This window comes from Ruegeria sp. AF3 (assembly GCF_056536285.1).
In genome coordinates this window covers 2,962,133-2,983,590 of sequence record NZ_JBQFJM010000001.1, presented here as the reverse complement: position 1 = coordinate 2,983,590, position 21,458 = coordinate 2,962,133, and the positions used below count along the sequence as shown (strand labels likewise).

The following is a 21,458-nucleotide window of genomic DNA, read 5'->3' as shown; positions in this document are numbered from 1 at the left end:
GACCCCTTCAGGCAAGGGATAAGCAGATGAAGCGAGCGATCATGACACGCCCGGGACCAAAACGGTTGGCGTATCTGGCGTTGACTTTGACAGTTCTGAGCGGGTGTGAGGACATTCTTCAAGAGGCTGAAAAACCTGAAGAAAACTCAAACAAAACCGAACTCCTTCCCGAGGCGGCCTCGGGTTCGCAGCGTGACGTCGAAGCCCCTGATGTTTTTCAGGTCACCGAAGCGGGGCTTTGGGATGGCAGACCCTCGCTGGGTGGGATCTGGGTTGCCTACCCGGATGTTTCACAGCCCGAGCGTGTCGTGATTACGAACACCGCAAACAACAAGTCCGTAACAGGGGCCCTGTTCCGACGTGAACGCAACCTGCCCGGCCCGGCACTTCAGGTGTCATCTGCGGCTGCGGAACAGCTCGGAATGCTGGCGGGCGCGCCGACAAAGGTCAGTGTTGTCGCTCTGCGCCGTGAAGTTGCAAAGGAATCACCACCAGAGGACGCGCCCAAACCGGAAGACGAAGCGGCGGATACGGCTGCGGTGTCGGACGCCGCAGCCACCGACGATCCATCCGCGGCAGATAGCGAAAAACCTGCCAAGCCGAAATGGTGGCAAAAGAAGGCGCCAGCGGCAGCAGCCGGTATAGCAGTGGTTGCGGCGGAAGCGGCAAGTTCTGCCAACGAAGCGACCGAAGGTACGGATACGACCACCGACGCGGCATCAGCCACTGAGGATCCGACAGAGCCCGCTGAAGAAAAACCCGCCAAGCGGAAGTGGTGGCAGAAACAAGAGCCAGCAGCGGCGGCTGCGGGAGCCACCGTGGCTGCGGCGGATGTCGCGACGGACAGTGTTGATGTGGCCGCGGATGTAGCGGTAGCCGCAGCTGCACCGGCGTTGTCGGATGCGCCTGTCGAAGCCCCCGCTGAAAAACCCGCGAAACGGAAGTGGTGGCAAAAGAAAGATCCCACTGAAATCACCGAAACGCCGCTGGACCCCATCGAAGGCGCGGCAGCCGCGATTGACGCGACCGAAGCGATTCCGGCCGCGGCAGCAGCAACAGGCGCTGCGTCTCCGCTGAGCAAACCATTCGTGCAGATCGGGACATTCAGCGTCGAAGCAAATGCCAATGCCGCTGCTGAGAAAGTGCGCCGGAATGGCATGTCGACTGTTGTGCGGGAACTGAAAACCGAAAACAAAACAGTATGGCGGGTCCTGGTTGGCCCTGCCACAACCCGGGCCGAACGCAAAGCCATTCAAAAAGATGTAAAGGATCTTGGTTTCAAAGATGCGTTCACCGTGTCCGACTGATACAGGGAGGCATAACATGCTATCCTCATTGCGAGTTTCTGTTCTGGCCTTTGGGCTTGCCGTGCTGGCAATCCCGGCTCAGGCTTTTGATACATCCGCCCGCGCGGCATATGTGATCGATCAGACCACCGGTACGGTGCTTTTAGCAAAAGACGCTGATCAACCCTTGCCGCCTGCATCCATGTCCAAGCTCATGACGCTGTATGTTGCTTTCGAAGCGCTGCGTGACGGAAGACTGACGCTGGACGAAACCCTGCCCGTGTCTGAACACGCGATGAGCTATGGCGGCTCGACCATGTTTCTGAACACGCAGGACCGGGTTCGGGTCGAGGACCTGCTGCGCGGCATCATCGTTCTGTCAGGCAATGACGCTTGCGTGGTGCTCGCCGAGGCGCTGAGCCCCGACGGGACAGAGGCCGGGTTTTCCCGATACATGACCCAACGCGCCAAGCAGATCGGTATGAACAACTCGAATTTCGCGAACTCGAACGGTTGGCCTGCCGCCGGACATATGATGTCGGTTCACGATCTGGCGGTTCTGGCCGACAGGCTGATTACCGACTTCCCCGAATATTACCCCCTGTTTTCAGAAGAGGAATTCGAATTCGATGGCCGTGCGCCATCGAATGCCCGTAACCGCAATCCGTTGCTGAAACTGAGCATCGGCGCGGATGGCCTTAAAACCGGCCACACGCAGGAGGCCGGATACGGCCTCGTCGGCTCCGCCAAACAGGGCGACCGCCGTGTCATCTTCGTCCTCAGCGGGCTGGACAGCACCGGCCAACGGGCAGAGGAGGCTGAGGCCGTGGTTAACTGGTCGTTTCGAAATTTTGTCGAGAGGACAGTTGCCAACGCGGAAACGCCGATAGCTGAAGCCAAGCTGTGGATGGGCGAGAAAAAGACCGTAGGTCTTGTACCTGACGGCGATCTGACGGTTCTGTTTCCAGTTCTGGGCACACAGAACGTCAAGGCCGAAGTTGTCTATCAGGGTCCCATCAATGCGCCGGTCAAAAAAGGCCAGCAACTGGCCGAGCTTGTCATCAAGCCTGAAGGATTGCCGGAAATAAGACGTCCGCTGGTGGCAGCGGAAGACGTTGCAATTGGTGGATTTGTCGTTCGTATGCTGACCGTTGGTGGCATTGTTCTGAAAGACGTGATCAATAATCCGCTGGAGTCGATGTGACCAGGGCCGGGTTATTTCTGACTTTCGAAGGCATTGACGGATCAGGCAAGTCAACTCAGGCGCGGATGCTGGCAGATCAACTGCGCGCGCAGGGTCATGAGGTCGTTTTGACGCGTGAACCGGGCGGCTCGCCTGGCGCGGAAGAAATTCGTAGTCTGGTGTTGGAAGGTGATCCCGACCGCTGGTCGGCAGAAACGGAAATTCTGCTTTTCACGGCCGCCCGCCGCGACCATCTGGAACGTACGATCGAACCCGCGCTGGCCGCAGGGCAAGTCGTGATCTGCGACCGTTTTGCCGACAGCACACGCATGTATCAGGGCCTATCGCGGGGAGATCTGCGCGGCCTTGTTGATCAGCTGCACAGCCTGATGATCAAGCGCGAGCCTGACTTGACGCTGCTGATCGACATGGACCCCGATACCGGCCTGTCCCGCGCCAAAGGGCGGCAAGGCGCGGAAGAACGGTTCGAAGATTTCGGCCCGGACCTGCAAAAGAAAATGCGGGCGGGCTTTCTGGCGCTGGCCCGTGAGTTTTCCGACCGTTTCCGCGTTGTGGACGGCAACCGGGACATGGACAGCGTTGCACAGGATGTGACAGAAATCGTCCAGGCTGCATTGCGATAGACGATGAATGACGAAATCCCCTCTCCGGATCAGGTGCCCGGTGCGCCACATCCCCGCGAGACCGTCCGGCTTTTTGGTCAGGATGCGGCGGAACAGGCGTTTCTGACCGCCTACAACTCGGACCGGCTGCACCACGGCTGGTTGCTGACCGGGCCGCGTGGCGTCGGCAAGGCAACGTTGGCCTGGCGGATTGCGCGGTTCTTGCTGGCAACACCTTTGGCAAACGACGGTGGGCTGTTTGGCGCGCCGCCACCGCCAGAGACGCTCGACATTGATCGCGACCACCCGGTGTCACGTCGCATACTGGCCGGGGCCGAGCCGGGATTGGCCGCGATAGCCAGGTCACTGAATGATCAGGGGCGGCTGCGCAACGAAATCGTTGTGGACGACATCCGAAAGCTGGGAAAGTTCTTTGGCCTGTCCTCTGCCGATGGCGGGCGCCGGGTCGTAATCGTGGATTCGGCGGATGAGATGAATGTCAGCGCCGCCAATGCACTGCTGAAGATGCTGGAGGAGCCTCCGGCGCGTACAACTCTTTTGCTGGTATCGCACCAACCCTCGCGCTTGTTGCCGACCATCCGCTCTCGGTGCCGGACCTTGCGTCTTGGGCCCCTGAGTGCCGGGGATATGCAGGACGCGCTGTCGCAAACCGGGACGACCTTACCGACGCATCCCGAATATCTCGCCGCATTGGCTGCTGGCTCGGTCGGGGAGGCCGTTCGCCTGATCAATCTGGGCGGGCTTGAAATCTATGCCGAACTGATTGCCATTCTGGGCACCCTGCCCCGCCTGAACCGGCAGCGCGCGCTGGCCCTGGCCGAGGCTGCGGCACAACGCGGCGCGGCCGAGCGCTTTGATCTGCTGCTGACACTGATCGATATCGCCTTGTCTCGGCTGGCCCTGACCGGGGCAACCGGAGCACCGCCGACCTCTGAGGCCGCCCCAAACGAAGCTGAAACGCTGGCCAGACTGTCAGATTCTTCGGATCAGGCCCGTCGCTGGGCCGAAGTCGCAGCGACAATCAGAGCCCGCACGCGACATGGTCAGGCGGTGAACCTTGACCCTGCCGCTCTGGTCCTAGATACGGTGTTCAAGATACAGGAAACCGCCGGCCAGGTCAGATGAGCGACACCCCCCAGATCACCGACAGTCACTGCCACCTGGACTTCCCGGATTTTGACGGTCAGTTGGACGACATCATCTCGCGCGCGGCCGAGGCTGGCGTGACCCGGATGGTGACGATTTGCACCAAGCTGCGCAATGAACCCGCAGTCCGTGCAATTGCCGAAGCCCATGCACCGGTATTCTACGCCGCAGGCACCCATCCGATGAGCGCCGCTGACGAGCCTATGGTCTCGGTCGATGAATTGTTTGCGTTGGCACAACATCCCAAATTTGTGGGCATCGGCGAATCCGGTCTGGATTACCACTATACCGCCGACAGCGCTGAGCTTCAGAAGCAATCCCTGCGCATTCATATCGAAGCAGCCCAGCGCACAGGGTTGCCTTTGATCATCCATGCCCGCGCCGCAGACGACAATATGGCCCAAATTCTGGCCGAAGAGTATCGCAATGCGCCCTATTCCTGCGTGATGCACTGTTTCTCGTCCTCGGCCGAGTTGGCCAAGGCCGCGCTGGATCTGGGGTTTTACCTGTCCATGTCCGGCATTGCGGCCTTTCCCAAAAGCCAGGAGTTGCGCGACATTTTCGCAAGCACGCCAGTGGATCGCATTCTGGTGGAAACCGACGCGCCCTATCTGGCACCGCCCCCTTATCGTGGCAAGCGAAACGAACCGGCCTATACCGCACATACAGCCCGAAAAGGGGCCGAGCTGTTCGGGTTGGAGTATCCGGCTTTTGCCGCCCAAACTCAGGCGAACTTTGACCGGCTGTTCAGCAAGGCGGCAACGTACAGGGCCGCTGCATGACCGAATTGCGATTTACCATTCTGGGCTGCGGATCGTCAGGCGGCGTACCCCGGTTGGGTGGTCACTGGGGTGATTGCGACCCTGCAAACCCCAGGAACATTCGCCGACGCTGTTCCCTGCTTGTCGAGCGTGACGGTCCAGGCGGCACAACCTCCGTGTTGATTGATACGACCCCGGACATGCGCAGCCAGTTGCTGGACACGGGCACCGGGCGGCTTGATGGTGTGGTCTATACACATTCTCACGCGGATCATGTCCATGGAATCGACGACCTGCGCATGATCGTGTTCAACATGAAAACCCGTGTTCCGGTCTGGGCTGATGGTGATACTCAGAACGCCCTGCTGGGGCGGTTTGGATACGCCTTCATTCAACCCGAAGGGTCACCCTATCCTCCGATCCTCGACCTCAAGTCCATCGAAGGGCCGTTCGAAATCAACGGACCCGGCGGTTCCATTCCGTTTCGACCGTTCAAGGTGAACCACGGCTCGATAGATTCTCTGGGCTTTCGTATGGGGCAGCTCGCCTATTTGCCGGATGTTGCCGAAATTTACGACGACGCATGGCCTGAAATGGAAGGGTTGGAATATCTTATCATCGACGCCCTGCGCCGAAGCCCTCATCCCACACATGCACATCTGGAAAAAACGCTGGAGTGGATTGGGAAGCTGCAACCAAAACAGGCGATACTGACCAACATGCATATCGATCTGGACTATGCGACCGTCGATGCAGAAACTTCGGACAATATCACCCCCGCCTATGACGGAATGGTGATACATCACGCGTTTCAGGCCCCTGTTCCCTTTGCATAAGATATCGCAGCTTGGCAGCTGCATGGGGGCCAAATGCTGCAAAGCCTGATTGACGTCATTCTTCCTGTCTTTCTTGTGATCGGTGCCGGTTACACGGCAACACGAACAGGTTATTTCAAAGAAAACCATGTCGACGGGCTGATGAGATTTACGCAAGGGTTCGCGATCCCATGCCTGTTGTTTCTGGCCATCGCGCATCTGGACCTCAGCGCCAGTTTCGATCCCCGGCTTTTGGCCAGCTTCTATTCCGCCGCTGCCTTGTGTTTCACCACGGGTCTTTTTGGTGCGCGCATCATTTTCAACCGCGAATGGGAAGACTGCGTGGCAATCGGGTTTTGTTGCCTGTTCTCAAACTCGGTTCTGCTTGGATTGCCGATTACCGAACGCGCTTATGGTCCTGAGAACCTGACAGGCAACTATGCGATTATCGCCTTCCATTCCCCGTTTTGTTACGGCGTTGGGATCACGGTGATGGAGGTTGTCCGCAATCGCGGAAACGGTGGCGCGCGCATGGCACGTTCTGTTCTGTCTGCAATGTTCAAGAACGCGCTGATCCTTGGTATTGCACTGGGGTTCGTGGTCAATCTGTCCGGTTTGACCATCCCGGCTGTGGTGGACGAAGCCCTTGGTCTTATCACTCGGGCCGCCCTGCCCGGCGCCCTGTTTGCACTGGGCGGGGTACTGGTCAAATACAAACCCGAAGGCGATCTGCGAACTATCGCCTTTGTTTGCGCAATCTCGCTGATGCTACATCCCAGCCTAGTGTGGATATTCGGCAAGTCCACGGGGCTGCCGCAGGACCTTTTCCGCTCGGGGGTGTTGAACGCAGCCATGGCGCCCGGGTTTAACGCCTATATCTTTGCCAATATGTATGGCCGCGCCAAGCGGGTCGCAGCTTCTTCTGTTCTCATTGGGACAGCCACATCCATCCTGACTGTCTGGCTTTGGCTAACGGTTCTGGGCTAACAGTAGTGTTGACCTCAGTTCGCACAGAGGCACGTAACGCATATCGTGTCAGGAGATCCAAATGCCACATGCCATCATCGTCGCACATGGCCAGCCGTCCGATCCAGAACCGGCTGAGGCTGCTTTGGCTGCATTCGCGGCTACGGTCGGCGCCCTGACCGAGCATGTAACGGTGCATGCTGCAACTCTGGCCGCGCCCGGCGCGTTCGAGGCTAAGCTGAACAGCCTGCCGGAAAACACGGTCATCTATCCGCTTTTCATGGCAAACGGATGGTTTGTCACCAGCGCACTACCCAAGCGATTAGGGGATCACAAAGCGCGCATACTAGATCCATTGGGTGTTGATCCAGAGCTACCGGAATTGACCGCGCACGCCCTGCAATCCGAGTTGTCCGAAAGGAATTGGGCAACTGCGTCGACCGATCTGGTCATTGCGGCCCATGGGTCGGGGCGTAGCCGAAACCCGTCGGTCGTGGCTCTGAATTTCGCATCGCAGCTTCAAGAAATGCTGGCTTTCAAATCTGTCCGCGTTGGGTTTGTTGAAGAACCGCCATCCATTTCCGAAGCCGCGACTGGCATGGGGGCTCAGGCGCTGTGCCTTCCGTTCTTTGCCTGCACCGGGGGGCACGCAGTGGACGACGTGCCCGCCGGATTGCGCCAAGCAGGCTTCAAAGGCGTTCTGCTGCCTGTGGTTGGGGAACTGCCACCCATCCGGCACCAGATTGCCAAGCAGGTAACGAAGGCCGTTCAGCTCGCGTAAAAATTCGCCTGAGTTCTTTGCCCCGGAAACAGGCAAAACTCAGGTTTGCGCTTTGATCAGAGTGGAATACAGGCGGTGGCAGGACCGGCCATCTCGCTTGGCCTGATAAAGGGCGACGTCGGCGGCGTGAAGGATGTCGGCGGCTTTGGGAACCTTGAACTGGGTGGACAAGGCCGTTCCGATACTTGCAGAGATACAGCACGGTTGGTCCTGAAACATTATGGGTTCATTCAACCTCGCGATCAGGCGCCCGGCGATGGACTCCAGGGTTTCTTCCCGCGTCAGACCTTTGAAAATAATGACAAACTCATCCCCGCCGACCCGCGCGACCGTATCGTCTCCACGCGTCTCTTCAAGCATGATGCGGGCCGCCTGTTGCAGGACGTAATCCCCGGCAGCATGGCCCAGCCGATCATTCACGGATTTGAAGAAGTCCAAATCCAGATGCATAAGGGCGAATGTAGAATTTGTCAGGATCAGATGCCCCAGCAAATGATCCATCGCGCGGCGGTTCTTCAATCCTGTCAATGTATCGGTATATGCCTGCTCTTCCGCGGCTAGCATTGCCCCCTGAAGCCTGAGATTAAGTGAACGAGACGCTTCCATCGCGGCGGATTTGGCTTCGACCAGATACAACAGCTCGATCGCCAGGTCGGTGCCGGAAAAATCAGCGCTTGTCAGGGCGTAATCCCGAACCGCATCCAAAATCGAAATACCGAATGACAGATTGATGACTGCGCCGCCCGAGTCGGGCAAGGGCGCGACCAGGCCTTTCAGGGTCGTACGCGGTTCATCGCGAAATCTCAGATGCAGTTTGGCACCGGCCATCGACATCAACGCGGGAAGGGTGGTGACTGTTCTGGGGCGGATCAGCTCGAACACGTCCAGAACCCCCAGCCCGACCAAAGGCAATTCGGGCCGCAGCTTTTGCAGTGTCGGACCCGCTTGTTGAATGCATCCGCTTCGGTCCACCAACAGGAACATCGGGCAAAGCGTTTCCAGAAGATCTGCCAGTTCCTGAGCATGTGTCATCTGTTCCGAGCCCCCAGATCAAAATGGCGCCCCTCGGCAAAGGCGCTTTCGACCAAAATGATTGAAATAATTTCACAACACTCCTGACGACCCTCATGCGACAGCATCACCAGCGCACCATAATCATCGGCCATCGCGCGCAGGACCCCGACCATAACACTGGAAAATCCCGGTAAGTCCGGAAGGCAGCACAACTGGTATTCCGTGGCTGAAAGCTCTCTCAACTCAAGCGCAGGCAAAGTCAGATCAGAGACAGCCAGTCTCACGCGATCCGCAAGATCATCTAGGGAATGAAGAAACTCGACATAGGTGACACCCCCAAACCTGAGCAGTCGGCGCAGCCCTTCCATGTTCGGATGGGACACCAGATATGTTCCTAGATCTTCAAGGATTTCCGCCTGTGGTCGGTTGAGGTCAATACTCAGGGCCTCGAGCAACCGGGTCGTCATGTCATCGTCATAGATGAGCATGGCTTCAAACTCGACAAACCCAAGCCGCGCACCTTCGGTCACGCGAACCCAGCAGGATTGCCCGTAGGTCGCGCCGACAAAGGACTGTATCGCCCGATTGATCAGACCATGCATCGGATGCCTCAGATTGGTGTCCTTGGCACTGTGGTCTGAGAAACCTTAACAAATAGCCAAAATTCGCCCCGAGTTGCTGTGAATGCAACTGAGTATCAAGACGACTCTACCCACCTTGTCAGAAGTCCGTCGGCGCGCCGCCTTCGGCCTTGCGGCGTTCGACGAACTCGGCCAGTTCCTCGCGAATACCATCGTCCATCGGAGGGGCCTCAAAGCTCGAGATGATCTCTTTGAACATGTGATGCGCACGCTCAGCCGTCCAGATGCCTCCGGCGGCCTCCCAGCCTTCATAGTTCTTCCAGTCACTCAGGAAGGGCTGGTAGAAGGCCGTGCTGTAGCGATCCTGTGTATGCTGGATGCCAAAAAAGTGACCGTCATTGCCAACCGCTCGAATGGCATCCAAAGCAATCTCATCCGGCCCGGTCGCGGTCAGATCAGGGTTCATATAGCGCTGAATTTGCTGCAAAACCTCGCAATCCATGATGAATTTTTCCGGGCTGGCGATCAGGCCACCCTCCAGCCAACCGGCGGCGTGGTACACCATGTTGGTGCCCGACTGTACGGCCGCCCAGAGCGAGTTCGAGGTTTCCCACACGGATTGCCCGTCTGGCACATTGGCCGCACACACACCGGATGAACGCAGCGGCAGCCCATAATATCGCGCCATCTGCCCGGTCATCTGTGTCGAGCGCATGTATTCCGGCGTCCCAAAAGCGGGCGCGCCTGATTTCATGTCCACATTGGATGTGAAAGTTCCGATTACACAGGGGATACCAGGGCGCACATATTGGAACAGAGCGATGGCGCACAAGGCTTCGGCCAGGGACTGTGCAACCGCACCCGCCATCGTTACTGGTGCCATTGCCCCCGCCAGCGTAAAGGGGGTTACGACAATCGCCTGCCCGCGCCGCGCCAATCTAAGGCAACCATCTATCATCGGATGGTCATGCTTCAACGGCGAGGTCGAGTTGATGTTGGTGTACATCCGTGGCGAGGCCTCGAATTCCTCGTGGCTGAGACCGCCCGCGATGCGCACCATCTCCATCACATCTTCAACACGTTCCTTACCCAACGAATAAGCGTGCATCGCCTTGTCGGTCAGGGTCAGCTTGTCATACAGCACATCCAGATGCCGGACACTGGCATGAATATCGACGGGTTCTACAGGATATCCGCCTGCGAAGTGAATACAGTTGAAGTACTGCGTCAGTTTCAGAAGATTCTGGCACATCTCGCGATTGCCCGGCACTTTCTTTCCGATTTCCATGTCCCAGTAATTGGGCGGAGATGAAACGTTGCCAAACAGGATATTCTTTCCACCTATCTCGATCCTGTGGTCAACATTTCGGGGGGTAATGGAAAACTGGCTGGGCGCCTTGGCGATCATCTCCATGACAAAATCGCGCCCCATGCGGACGTTGTCACCATTGATCGTGCACCCCGCTTCGCGCAGGATGCCGATTGCCTCTTCGTTGTAGAATTCGATCCCGATCTCTTCCAGAATACGCATGGCCCCTTCATGGATCGCTTCGATCCCGGCCTGATCCAGCGGTTCAGTCGGGCGATCTATATTGATGGGTGGGTCCCACGGCATCTGGTCAATCACCGCACTGCCCCTGCGTGCTGCCGCACCTGCGCGTCCTCCGCCGCGGCGTTTGCGTGTGTTGGTCTCGGCCATGGTTGCCTCCGTTCTGGCTTGATACAAGCAAGACCCGAAGACGCATTTCTGGCCGCTCCATCTGCGACAGAGCTTGTCGGTTTTCTATAATTGTGCGTCGATTTTCCGGATCAACGCATCATTTTTCGGCCAGCCATGCAGGAATGTGACCGATATCCGGCAGGACCACATCCGCCATCGGTGCCAGCGCATCTGCTTCTGCCAATCCGGTCAAAACGCCAATGGTGATCATCCCGGCTGCGCGCCCCGCTTGCAGGTCATGAACACTGTCACCCACCATTGCAATGCGCGACGGCTCGACCCCGACCTGTGCGGCAAAGGCCAGCAACTGACCTGGCCCCGGTTTGAACCCATGACCACTGTCATACCCAGCGATAAAATCAAAGTGTTCGCGTATTCCAGCAGATTCCAGATGCTGCAATGCCGGGTGCTCACTGTCATTTGTCGCAACGCCCAGTTTGATCCCGGATTGCTGCAACCCTTTCAGGAATGGACCCAACGGCACGGCAGGGGATTGAGGAGCGGCTGCGGCCTCGGCATTCATCATGTCCACAACTTCCTGCAATGTCACATCGTCAACATGCGCAATAAGCACCTCGGCGATTTCTTCGACCGTTGCGGCGATCACAATGCTATCCGTGGAATACCGCTCTTGCTCGAAGTCAAATCCGATGATGCTCCCGAGTTCCACCGCCCGGTCTACATCCCCCTTTGTCAGACGCATCAGCAACGACCGCCCGAAGGTTCCCCAGGTTTTGGCAAAATCGAACAAAGTGCCATCCTTGTCGAAGACGATTGCTTCTATTGGCATCGCGTGCTCCTGCGGAAAAGGTGTTCAGGTCCAGTGTACATCGCCACCGCCTGACAGAACCGCCCGCGCTTGGGCAGGGTGATCATAGGCGATCGAGTTGGCGTCACAAAACGCCATGACCCACGAATCGTCAAGCACTAGAAAATCGAGAACCGAAGCCAGAAAGTCCCGGTCACCGGCCCGATTGCGAACATCCCCGATCGAAGCACCTGTCGAGCCAAGAAAGACAGGCAAAAGCTCGTCATTGCTGACCAGCCAACCCAAGGCCGTCAGAGCAAGAGTCTCGGCTGAATCGGGCGAAATGGACATAAACAGTGCTCGGATCAGGTGATGGAAAGAGTTTGTTAACCAGACTCATAAACAATTTGTTCACGCATGCAATCAACGGTGAACGACTATGTCTGTGCAAGGCACCATCCTTGTCCTCGACGGGGTATCAACCAACCGCATAATGCTGAAGGTTCAACTGACCGCTGCCTGGTATCACGTGGTACAGGGTGGAAAACTTGAAGGGCTACAAGCCCTTGCGCGTCGCGTTCAGCCGGACCTTGTACTGACGGCACAGACATTGCCCGACGGAACAGCCGCAGATGTCAAGAAAGCCCTTACCGAAGTATCTGGCCTGGATGACGTGCCCGTTGTCGTACTTGCAGCACAGAATGACAAAAACGCGCGCCTGCGTGCCCTGAAAGACGGGCTGGACGATGTGTTGACGCATCCTTTCAAAGATACGTTGCTGCTGGCACGCATTCGCAGCCTTTTGCGTGCGCGCGCAGTTACTCAAGATTTGCAGGTCAGCAACGGATCACAACCTATTGGATTTGGGGAACCCGCCCCTGTCATGATCACCCCCCCGAACGCGGCCCGGGTTGATATCTTGACCAATACTGTCCGAACCGGTGCCCTTTGGCACAAGGCCTTGCAAGGCCAGCACCATTTCGATCTGTCCTGGCACCTTCAATCGAACTTGCAGGGCGTTTTGTCCGGACCGATACCGGACGCGATTGTGGTCGAACTGAGCTCGCACCCGTCCGCGCTGAATATCCTTGCAGATCTCAGGTCACGGGCAGCAACCCGGAACACTGTCCTGATTGGCGTCTTGCAAGACTACGATGCCGTGCAGGCCTCAGAAGCGCTGGACAGAGGAGCAGACGCCGTGTGCCTGGGGGGATTCTGCGCGCAAGAGATCCTGTTGCGGCTGAACAATCAGATTGCGCGCAAGGCGCGGCTTGATCATTTGCGCGTATCATTGAGAAAAGGGATCGCCGAGTCCTGGATTGATCCGCTGACCGGGTTGCACAATCGTCGTTACGCCATGCGGGCATTGGATCAGATCGTGCGCCAGTCTGCCCGTACCGGGTGTGGCTTTGCCGTCATGCTGGCGGATCTGGACCATTTCAAGGCCATCAATGACTGCCATGGCCACGGCGCCGGTGATTGTGTTCTGACGCTGGCCGCAAAACGCATGCAAAGCGCACTTGGATCCAAAGGTTTTGTCGCCCGTATCGGCGGTGAAGAGTTCATGTTCGCGGTGCCCGATGTGTCACAAAAGCAAGCCAGAAAACTGGCTGAGACCATCTGCGACAGCATTTGTCGCGCCCCGTTCCTGCTATCGGACCAAGGTTTACAGGTTAACGTCACGATCAGCATTGGGCTGGAGATGCCGCAATCGGGTCAGCCGGGAAAAGAACGCACGCCCGTTCCTGTAGAAGATATCCTGAAAGCCGCCGATAAAGCCCTTTACGCAGCAAAAAAAGCGGGGCGCAATCAGGTGAGTATCAGGCAAAGCGCCGCCTGAACCCGTCAATCCTTTTTCTTGTGTCCATGCGGCCCGCGTTCGACGATCTTTTGCAACCTGTCCGCATAAGACTGCCGCTCTGCGTCGCTCATGGCGGTGACGCGAGCCAGCCATCGTGTCTGCAAGGCTAGTTGCAGTTCTGCCGTTGCCTGCGACTGTTTCTGCAACAACACTTCAACGGCGACTGGTTCGAAGGGCACTGTGCGCAGTGCCAGGCTCAAGGCTTCAAAGTCCTGTCTGCGCCCCCTTAGGTCTTTTTCGCGTAGCGCAGACAGTTCCCCTCGCATCGCTTTTCGATCATCTTTCGGCAAAGAGCGATATAGCGCCGGGCCGAATCCCGGCGGTGCCTCGGTGTGATCTCCATCCTTCAGGCGCAGCACGGTTCCGACTGCAACACCGACAACCAACAGGTTCAGAGCCAATGACAAGACCAACAAAACCGTCATCCACCGGCGTTTCGGTTTAAGGGCAGCGTTCATTCTGTGCTCTCCAGAAAACTCGTGTCATATCCAAGGTCCGCCACAAAAAATGCCGCCTCTTGCGATGTCAGCAGATTGGCGGGATCGGGCAGGAACCCCGGCGCGGAAAAACCGATCCAGAGCCCCGCCGCACTGGCGGCGATCAAGCCGCCCACCCCCTGCCAGCCACCTACGTTGTCCATCATTCGATGCCAGATCGAAGATTGAGGTCGAGGTTCAGGCCCTAGGCGACTAAGACGGAGTTTTTCAGCATCTGTCTGGATGCGCACGGCCAGATCGTCGGGCAGCGCCGGTCGGTTCTGCCGAGCCTGCGCAAACAAATGATCCAGTTCCAGGTTTTCATCCGTCATCGTCATACCCCAGTTCTTCACGTCGCCCGGCCAGTATCGCGGTCAGACTTCGTTTGCCCCGCGCGGTCAAGCTTTCGACCGCTTCTACTGAAATTCCCATGATCCCGGCAATTTCAGGGTTGGGCAACTCTTCGATGTGGCGCAGAATCACTGCCTGCCTCTGCCTTTCCGGCAGCTGAGACAGGGCAAGCTGCAATGCATCCACGCGGGCCTCATCCTGCAGTCGGTCGGCTACGCTGGCTTTGCCATCTTCTGGCTCAGGAATATCCGACAACCTGCCGGGGGCCTTCCTGCGCCGGATGTCCACACACAGATTCAACGTCACGCGATACAGCCATGTCGACACTTTGGCCTGACTCGGCACCCATTCCGGCGCCATCTGCCACATCCGCATCATCGCCTCCTGCGTTACGTCTTCTGCCTCGGCCCGATTGCCCAACATACGCAACGCGACGGAATAACAAAGCGGCCCAAGGCGATCGGTTAAGACCCGCGCAGCCTGTGCGTCACCCTCAGCAAATTGGCTCAGCAACACATCGTCGCTGAGAGAGCTCGCGGTGCAACCCGCACCGCGAACATTGTGTAGGTGGGAGGTCAGGTTCTCCACCCTGCATCAGTTGTCGATTGCACCCGACTTGTGGTGCTTTTTCTTATGGTGCCGTCCCATCCGGTCTTTGGCATCGGCAAATTCCTGTTCCGATATTCCACCACTGTTATCTGCATCCATCCGGTCAAACATCTTGTCACCCCGGCGCGGTTTCGGCAACTCGTCCTGGCTTAGGAACCCGTCTTTGTTCGCATCGTTGTTTTCGAACATTTTGGTGACGCGGTCGTTTGCTTTTTTCTGAGCGGCGGCCTGCATCTCCTCAAGGCTGAGCTGGCCGTCCCCATCAGTATCCGCGGCCGAGAAACGCTCGGTGCGATGTGCTTCCATTTCCTGCTGTGTCACTTGACCGTCGCCATTGGCATCCAATTCCTGAAAGGACACTGGCTCACGACCACCCGGGCCAGCCGCCAGAACAGACGTGCCGGTGATTGCAACACCCGACAGGACAATCGCCGTGATGAACTTTGCGTTTTTCATTTCGGTTTTCCCTTGTTGACGCGGCCTGAGTGCCGCGGCTCATATCCATTCAAACGCGCGAGGCAGGGAATTCCGTCGCAGTGTCAGCAACTTTTTTTGAACCATCTCGGTATTTCACAACGTGGTTCACCCTAGGTGCGTTGCAAAGCGACGCACCCCCCTTTAAAAACCACCCGTTCAGGCGCATTATCCGCCAAAGATTACTGCGCGAGTTATATTATGACGGATCAGACGATCGACACCACAACCCAGAGCGAGCGTGAAACCTGGCCCGCTTTGGTCAAAGGGTTTCGGTGCAAGTGCCCTAGTTGCGGCGAAGGCAAGCTGTTGCACAGCTACCTGAAAGTGAATGACACCTGCTCGAACTGTGGACAGGAACTGTTTCATCATCGCGCCGATGATGGGCCCGCCTATCTGACGATCCTGCTGGTCGGGCATTTGTTGGCCCCGGCCCTGCACGTCTCGTATGTGAACTGGCGCCCGGACCCATGGGTAATGGCCATCGGGTTTTCCATTGCTTGCATTGCACTGTCGCTGTTTTTGCTCCCCCGTTTGAAAGGCGCTGTGGTCGCCTATCAGTGGGCGCGTCGTATGCACGGTTTTGGCAACGATTCATGAGCCGGAAGAAGCGATTGTTCTGGGCATGATGACCGACAAGACCGCCATCCGCGACGCCGCAACCGTCATCGTTTTGCGGAACAGGTGGACCAATCCGTCGATCCTGATGGGTCAACGTGGGTCCAAGGCTGTGTTCATGCCCAACAAATTCGTGTTCCCCGGTGGAGCGGTCGATCCGGCGGATGCGGATGTACCGCTTGCGACCGCACTGCCTGACCTGTGTTCTGAGCGGTTGGCGGAACAGGCGGAATCCGGAAAACAACACGCCCTTGCCGCCGCAGCAATTCGCGAGCTTTGGGAAGAGACAGGACTTGTCCTTGGCCAGACAGGACACTGGCCGGGCAGCATTCCCGACGACTGGCAGAGCTTTTCCGCCATGGGTTACGTGCCGTCGGCAGCTGCGCTACAATTTGTTTTTCGCGCAGTCACACCGCCCGGTCGCCCCCGCCGGTTCGATGCGCGGTTTTTTCTGGTCGATGCCGATGCGCTGCAGGGCGATCTGGATGATTTCAGCCATGCCTCGGACGAGCTGTCGCATCTGCAATGGGTGGAACTGGATCGGGCGCGCGACCTAGATTTGCCGTTTATCACCGAGGTTGTTCTGGCCGAGGTCGCGGCCCGGGTGACCTCACCCGAGCCGCCAGTATCGGTTCCGTTCTATCAGAACAACGAAGAAGCCAATCTGTTCCTGCGGCTCAGAGGCTATCCGATGCCCGAGCACGACTGACCGATCAGTTTCACCGCATCCGGCTGACAACCACCGTCACTTCGGGTTTTTTGCCGATTTCCGCTTTTGCCGTCTGACGCACAATCCGGCGCATTTCGTCTTCCAGCTTGTCGTCATCCCGTAGGGTCTTGGCTGCCGCCCGCATCAGGAACTGGTTCAGGTCTTCTTCCAACACCTCGACCAATCCGGCCCGGGACGTTCCAACCTCGGGCAGACCCATCGTATCGCACCACGGTTCGCCCAGCGGCTCGTCTTCTTCGTCCAGAACGACTGTCACAGTTACGTGGCCGTTCAGCGCCATGCGAATACGGTCCCGTACCACACCGTCCATCGCACCGATTTTCACTGTACCGTCCAGATAGGTACGCCCGGTTTCGACATAGTCGATCACCACGGGTGCATTGCCGCTGAGATCCAGCATGGTGCCGTTCACGGCCAGCACACCCGTTCTGCCACCCTGCTCAGCCAGTTTGACATGTTCGCGCAGGTGCCGGTGCTCTCCATGCATTGGGATCACAACTTGCGGATCGATCAGCGCGTGCACCTTCTCAAGATCGGGCCGGTTCGCATGGCCAGAGACATGATAGAGGCCCGAGCTGTCATCCACCACATCCACGCCCTTTTCACTGAGCTGGTTCATGATGAAAATCACGCCACGTTCATTTCCGGGAATGGTTTTTGACGAGAACAGGAACAGGTCGCCTTCGGACAGTTCCAGACCACGGTACTTGCCGCGGGCCAGTTGCGCGCTTGCCGCACGGCGCTCGCCCTGGCTGCCGGTCACGATCAGCATCAGGTTCTGGCGCGGCAGGTCCAGCGCCTCTTCCGCGCTGATCACCTTGGGGAAGTCCGACAGGATACCGGTTTCAGTCGCGGCCTCGATCATCCGCCGCATTGCGCGCCCCAGCAACACAACTGAACGCCCCGCGCGTGCGCCCGCCTCGGCCAATGTTTTAACCCGTGCCACGTTCGACGCGAAGGTGGTAGCCACAACCATACCCTCGGCGTTTTCGACTAGCTTTGTAATCTCTGGCCCAACCTCGGATTCCGAACGGCCCGGATGCGCCGAGAAAACATTCGTGCTGTCGCAAACCAACGCCTTGACACCCGGCTTGGAAATCTCGGCCCACAGGTCGGGATCAAAGGCTTCGCCCACGACTGGGTTTGCATCTAGCTTGAAATCACCCGAGTGCACCACGCGCCCTGCGGGCGTGTCGATGACCAAAGCAGCACTTTCCGGTATCGAATGTGAAACCGGAAGGAAGCCCACCGTAAACGGTCCGACTGAGACCGTTTCGGGCCAAGAGGACACGGTTGTCACCGCATCGGTCGGGTGCGCGTATTCTTCCATCTTGCGACGTGCGATATTGGCCGTGAAAGCCCGGGCATAAATCGGTGCTCCCAGTGCCTCATAGCAATGCGCCACGGCGCCGACATGGTCTTCATGCGCATGGGTGATGAAAACGCCATCCAGCCGGTCGGCCCGTTCTTTCAACCAGGAAATATCCGCATAGATCAGGTCGACGCCCGGTGTTGTGTCCATATCGGGAAAGGTGACACCCAGATCCACCAGGATCAGGCGTTCCTGCCCGGGCTGACCATATCCGTACACATAGACATTCATGCCAATTTCGCCCGCGCCACCCAGCGGCAGGTAGATCAATCTTTCACTGCTCATATCGAGCCATTATCCTTGTTATAGCGATGAATCACGGTCAAGCCGTGCATCGTCAAATCATCTTCGATTACGTCGAACCCCACGTCGGCCTGATCGAACAAGGGGGCCAACCCTCCGGTTCCCACGACTTTCATCGGCATTCCATATTCGGCCTTGATCCGCGCGATCAGCCCCTCGATCAGGCCGGAATACCCCCAATACACGCCTGACTGGATACAACCAACCGTATTCGTACCGATCACCTTCTCGGGACGCGTGATGTCGATATGCGGCAGTGCGGCTGCGCCCTGATGCAAAGCCTCAAGGCTGAGATTCACACCCGGAGCGATGACGCCCCCAACATAGGCACCGTCCGCGGCGACAACGTCGAAATTTGTTGCAGTACCAAAGTCCACCACGACGACATTGCCGCCATGACGGTCAAATGCACCAACTGCATTGGCCAGTCGATCCGGGCCCGGCACAGTCCCCTGATCCACGCGCGGCGGCACGGGCAACAGGCAATCCGGCCTACCTACCACCAGCGGCCTGCACCCAAAAAAGCGATCGGCAAAGATGCGCAGGTTGAACACCACGCGCGGCACGGTCGACGCAATGATGACATCCGAGATATTCGCCTCGATCCCGTAATGTTTCACCAGCGTCGAATACCAGGTGAAATAGGCGTCCGCCGTGCGTGCATGATGGGTCGAGGTGCGCAGGGTGCACAGAAATTCCTGACCGTTCCAGATCGAGAAGACTGTATTGGTATTGCCGCAATCAATGGCCAGAAGCATTTGCGCCCCTTTCAGAAATAGACATCCGCCGCAGGAATGCTCACGCGGCCTTTGGCGGTGTTTAAGACAAGGTTACCGCCTGCGTCTACCGTTTCGAAGGTCCCAACCGTCTCAGACGTGCCGGTACGGGCCGTAATAACCTCGCCCAGCCGGGCAGCACGGGACAGCCACGCGGTGCGAATGGGTTCGAACCCGTAGGTAACAAACTGAGTTTCATATTTGGCATAGGCTGAAGCAAGCTCGGTCAGAAAATCCTCGGGCGTGACGTTTGCACCGGTTTCCGACAAAAGAGAGACAGGTCGGACCGCGCCCGGTTCCACCGCGTCGGCGTCTGGGGCGTTGGCCAGATTCACACCAATACCGATCGACAGATACGCCACACCACGCCCCTGCCCGGCGCTTTCCAGCAAAATACCAGCAAGCTTGCCACCGTTCAGTAGTACGTCATTGGGCCATTTCAACGACAGCCCCGCCGCACGCCCCGTCACAGAGACACAAGCGTCAAACAGAGCCAGTGCCGCAACAAAACTGCGCAGAGCCGCCTGTTCTGGAGCACCTTCAGGGCGCATCAAAAGGGTCGCGGCAAGGTTGCCCATAGGGTTGGCCCATGACCGTCCGCGTCGCCCACGCGCAGCCGTCTGATGATGCGCCATGATCCACACAGGACCACGGGCATTGGGGGCAATCCGCGCTGCTTCGTTGAGTGTGCTATCAACTTCCTGCACCTCGTGCAGGCCATAGCCTTGTGGCCACTTGGTCATATCAAAAAGGCCCGGTCACGCGACCGAGCCCCCTCTTTCAGATTGTGCAAAACGTTCAGTTGACAAGAGTTGCCGCCGCAGCCGCCGCAGCGCCCTCGATCCCAAACTGATAGAAGACCCCGATCAGCATCAGCGCCGCGGACCCCATCAGGGCGACCCACAGAACGGGTGTCGACCGCGTTTCAATCGGGTCTTCGTTCTCGGCCCCGAAATACATGTAGAACACAATCCGCAGGTAATAGAAGGCGCCAATTACCGATGCGATGGCTGAAACTACAACAAGGCCGGTCAAATCGGCACTTACACCAGCCCGCCAAACACCAAACTTCGCAAAGAAACCCAGCATCGGTGGCACACCGGCAAGCGAGAACATCAGGATCAGAACAGCAAGGGCCTTGCCCGGATCACGTTTGGAATACTGGCGCAGCGCATCAATGTCAGTGACGGGTTTGCCGTCGCGTTCCATCATCAGGATAAACGCAAACGTGCCGATGTTCATGGTCACGTAAATCGCCAGATACATCAGCATCGCCTGAATACCCAACTCGGTGCCAGCCGCCAGACCGATCAGCGCATAGCCCATATGGGCAATCGACGAGAACGCCATCAGTCGCTTGATGTCGCGCTGACCAATTGCGGCAACCGCCCCCAGCAGCATCGACAGCACCGACAGCAAAACGATCACTTGCTGCCAGTCTTTGACCACACCTCCGAAGGCGTCATGCAGCAGGCGTGCAAACAAGGCCATTGCCGCGACTTTCGGGGCGGTGGCAAAAAAGGCCGTAATTGGCGTCGGCGACCCTTCATAGACATCCGGTGTCCACATATGGAACGGAACAGCCGAAACCTTGAATGCCAGACCCGAAATCAGGAAGATCAGGCCAAACAACAGACCAACCGAGACGTCCCCATGATGGACCGTCTGAATAATGCCCGAGAACAGTGTCGTGCCTGTGAACCCGTAAACCAGCGAAGCACCATACAGCAGCAGACCTGAACTGAGGGCGCCCAGAACAAAGTATTTCAGCCCTGCTTCGGTTGATTTCGCGCTGTCACGACGCAGCGCGGCAACAACGTACAGCGCAAGGGATTGCAGCTCGAGTCCCATGTAAAGAGACATCAGATCGCCCGCGCTCACCATCATCATCATACCGACGGCTGCAAGGGCCACCAGCAACGGATATTCAAAGCGCAGCAGACCCCGGCGCGCCATGTATTCCTGGCTCATCACCAGAACGGCACCTGCCGACAAAAGGATGGCAACTTTGGCAAAACGCGCGAACCCGTCATCCACGAACATGCCATTGAAGGCTACGTTGGTGCCACTGCCCTGGGTAGCGATCCAGATCGCCAGAACCGCCATCAGGCCCGCCGTAGTCCAGACCAGAACCGAAGCCAGCCCGTCTTTCGAGGTGTAGACAGCCCCCAACAGAGCCACCATCGCATAGATCGCCAGAACGATTTCCGGCAGGATAATTGTCAGATCAGCCTGGATCATGT

Annotated in this window: 24 protein-coding genes; 11 read left to right on the top strand and 13 right to left on the bottom strand. The window is 57.8% G+C overall.

Annotated elements, in window-relative coordinates:
- Positions 1-26: 26 nt before the first annotated feature.
- The 8 genes from ACR3FC_RS15000 to ACR3FC_RS14965 all read left to right on the top strand — a co-directional run bounded on the left by ACR3FC_RS15000 (position 27) and on the right by ACR3FC_RS14965 (position 7,582).
- Positions 27-1,307 carry an SPOR domain-containing protein gene (locus tag ACR3FC_RS15000; protein ID WP_480476146.1) on the top strand — a complete coding sequence of 427 codons (1,281 nt, stop codon included), beginning with the start codon at positions 27-29 and terminating at the stop codon, positions 1,305-1,307.
- Between the two features lie 16 nt (positions 1,308-1,323).
- Positions 1,324-2,490 (top strand): D-alanyl-D-alanine carboxypeptidase family protein, encoded by a 1,167-nt coding sequence (locus ACR3FC_RS14995; RefSeq protein ID WP_480476144.1) that lies wholly within the window; start codon positions 1,324-1,326, stop codon positions 2,488-2,490.
- Entirely contained in the window at positions 2,487-3,113 is a 627-nt protein-coding gene (gene tmk / locus ACR3FC_RS14990) for a dTMP kinase (RefSeq protein ID WP_480476142.1), read from the top strand. Before ACR3FC_RS14995 ends, tmk begins: the two co-directional genes overlap by 4 nt.
- A 3-nt stretch (positions 3,114-3,116) precedes the next feature.
- The gene (locus ACR3FC_RS14985; RefSeq protein WP_480476140.1) at positions 3,117-4,238 is read left to right on the top strand and encodes a DNA polymerase III subunit delta'; all 1,122 of its coding nucleotides are present in this window, start codon (positions 3,117-3,119) and stop codon (positions 4,236-4,238) included.
- A complete protein-coding gene (locus ACR3FC_RS14980) occupies positions 4,235-5,041 on the top strand; it encodes a TatD family hydrolase (RefSeq protein ID WP_480476138.1) in 807 nt (268 codons plus the stop codon). Before ACR3FC_RS14985 ends, ACR3FC_RS14980 begins: the two co-directional genes overlap by 4 nt.
- Entirely contained in the window at positions 5,038-5,856 is an 819-nt protein-coding gene (locus ACR3FC_RS14975; protein WP_480476136.1) for an MBL fold metallo-hydrolase, read from the top strand. Before ACR3FC_RS14980 ends, ACR3FC_RS14975 begins: the two co-directional genes overlap by 4 nt.
- A 33-nt stretch (positions 5,857-5,889) precedes the next feature.
- Positions 5,890-6,822: an AEC family transporter gene (locus ACR3FC_RS14970; protein ID WP_480476134.1), complete on the top strand. Its 933-nt coding sequence runs from the start codon at positions 5,890-5,892 to the stop codon at positions 6,820-6,822.
- A 61-nt stretch (positions 6,823-6,883) separates the two neighbouring features.
- Positions 6,884-7,582, top strand: a complete 699-nt coding sequence (locus ACR3FC_RS14965) for a CbiX/SirB N-terminal domain-containing protein (RefSeq protein ID WP_480476132.1) — start codon at positions 6,884-6,886, stop codon at positions 7,580-7,582.
- A gap of 39 nt (positions 7,583-7,621) precedes the next feature.
- Here ACR3FC_RS14965 and ACR3FC_RS14960 read toward each other — a convergent pair whose 3' ends face one another.
- From ACR3FC_RS14960 to ACR3FC_RS14940, 5 genes are all read right to left on the bottom strand, one after another.
- Positions 7,622-8,614 carry a diguanylate cyclase domain-containing protein gene (locus ACR3FC_RS14960; RefSeq protein WP_480476130.1) on the bottom strand — a complete coding sequence of 331 codons (993 nt, stop codon included), beginning with the start codon at positions 8,612-8,614 and terminating at the stop codon, positions 7,622-7,624.
- Complete coding sequence (locus ACR3FC_RS14955) at positions 8,611-9,198, bottom strand: heme NO-binding domain-containing protein (protein WP_480476128.1); 588 nt, start codon at positions 9,196-9,198, stop codon at positions 8,611-8,613. The genes ACR3FC_RS14960 and ACR3FC_RS14955 overlap by 4 nt, the downstream gene beginning before the upstream one ends.
- Before the next feature lie 118 nt (positions 9,199-9,316).
- Entirely contained in the window at positions 9,317-10,876 is a 1,560-nt protein-coding gene (locus ACR3FC_RS14950; RefSeq protein WP_480476126.1) for a trimethylamine methyltransferase family protein, read from the bottom strand.
- Positions 10,877-10,994: 118 nt separating this feature from the next.
- On the bottom strand, positions 10,995-11,687 hold the full coding sequence (locus ACR3FC_RS14945) for an HAD family hydrolase (RefSeq protein ID WP_480476124.1): 693 nt from the start codon (positions 11,685-11,687) through the stop codon (positions 10,995-10,997).
- Positions 11,688-11,711: 24 nt separating this feature from the next.
- Complete coding sequence (locus ACR3FC_RS14940) at positions 11,712-11,996, bottom strand: DUF3572 domain-containing protein (RefSeq protein WP_480476122.1); 285 nt, start codon at positions 11,994-11,996, stop codon at positions 11,712-11,714.
- 88 nt (positions 11,997-12,084) lie between these two features.
- Between ACR3FC_RS14940 and ACR3FC_RS14935 the strand changes: the two genes are divergently transcribed.
- Entirely contained in the window at positions 12,085-13,485 is a 1,401-nt protein-coding gene (locus ACR3FC_RS14935; protein WP_480476120.1) for a diguanylate cyclase domain-containing protein, read from the top strand.
- A 5-nt stretch (positions 13,486-13,490) separates the two neighbouring features.
- On the opposite strand, the gene ACR3FC_RS14930 is transcribed toward ACR3FC_RS14935, so the two are convergent.
- The 4 genes from ACR3FC_RS14930 to ACR3FC_RS14915 are packed head-to-tail and all read right to left on the bottom strand — an operon-like array spanning position 13,491 to position 15,398.
- Positions 13,491-13,964, bottom strand: a complete 474-nt coding sequence (locus tag ACR3FC_RS14930; RefSeq protein WP_480476118.1) for a periplasmic heavy metal sensor — start codon at positions 13,962-13,964, stop codon at positions 13,491-13,493.
- Positions 13,961-14,314: a hypothetical protein gene (locus ACR3FC_RS14925; protein WP_480476116.1), complete on the bottom strand. Its 354-nt coding sequence runs from the start codon at positions 14,312-14,314 to the stop codon at positions 13,961-13,963. The genes ACR3FC_RS14930 and ACR3FC_RS14925 overlap by 4 nt, the downstream gene beginning before the upstream one ends.
- Positions 14,304-14,921 carry an RNA polymerase sigma factor gene (locus ACR3FC_RS14920; RefSeq protein WP_480476114.1) on the bottom strand — a complete coding sequence of 206 codons (618 nt, stop codon included), beginning with the start codon at positions 14,919-14,921 and terminating at the stop codon, positions 14,304-14,306. Before ACR3FC_RS14920 ends, ACR3FC_RS14925 begins: the two co-directional genes overlap by 11 nt.
- Before the next feature lie 6 nt (positions 14,922-14,927).
- A complete protein-coding gene (locus ACR3FC_RS14915; RefSeq protein ID WP_267362793.1) occupies positions 14,928-15,398 on the bottom strand; it encodes an EF-hand domain-containing protein in 471 nt (156 codons plus the stop codon).
- 219 nt (positions 15,399-15,617) lie between these two features.
- Between ACR3FC_RS14915 and ACR3FC_RS14910 the strand changes: the two genes are divergently transcribed.
- A complete protein-coding gene (locus ACR3FC_RS14910) occupies positions 15,618-16,016 on the top strand; it encodes a DUF983 domain-containing protein (RefSeq protein WP_480476112.1) in 399 nt (132 codons plus the stop codon).
- 25 nt (positions 16,017-16,041) lie between these two features.
- The gene (locus tag ACR3FC_RS14905; RefSeq protein ID WP_480476934.1) at positions 16,042-16,743 is read left to right on the top strand and encodes an NUDIX hydrolase; all 702 of its coding nucleotides are present in this window, start codon (positions 16,042-16,044) and stop codon (positions 16,741-16,743) included.
- A 10-nt stretch (positions 16,744-16,753) separates the two neighbouring features.
- Here ACR3FC_RS14905 and ACR3FC_RS14900 read toward each other — a convergent pair whose 3' ends face one another.
- The 4 genes from ACR3FC_RS14900 to nuoN are packed head-to-tail and all read right to left on the bottom strand — an operon-like array spanning position 16,754 to position 21,456.
- A complete protein-coding gene (locus tag ACR3FC_RS14900; RefSeq protein ID WP_480476110.1) occupies positions 16,754-18,421 on the bottom strand; it encodes a ribonuclease J in 1,668 nt (555 codons plus the stop codon).
- The gene (locus tag ACR3FC_RS14895) at positions 18,418-19,197 is read right to left on the bottom strand and encodes a type III pantothenate kinase (protein WP_480476108.1); all 780 of its coding nucleotides are present in this window, start codon (positions 19,195-19,197) and stop codon (positions 18,418-18,420) included. The genes ACR3FC_RS14900 and ACR3FC_RS14895 overlap by 4 nt, the downstream gene beginning before the upstream one ends.
- Positions 19,198-19,208: 11 nt before the next feature.
- The gene (locus ACR3FC_RS14890) at positions 19,209-19,958 is read right to left on the bottom strand and encodes a biotin--[acetyl-CoA-carboxylase] ligase (protein WP_480476106.1); all 750 of its coding nucleotides are present in this window, start codon (positions 19,956-19,958) and stop codon (positions 19,209-19,211) included.
- A 55-nt stretch (positions 19,959-20,013) separates the two neighbouring features.
- Positions 20,014-21,456 carry an NADH-quinone oxidoreductase subunit NuoN gene (nuoN, locus tag ACR3FC_RS14885; RefSeq protein ID WP_480476104.1) on the bottom strand — a complete coding sequence of 481 codons (1,443 nt, stop codon included), beginning with the start codon at positions 21,454-21,456 and terminating at the stop codon, positions 20,014-20,016.
- Between the last annotated feature and the right edge of the window lie 2 nt (positions 21,457-21,458).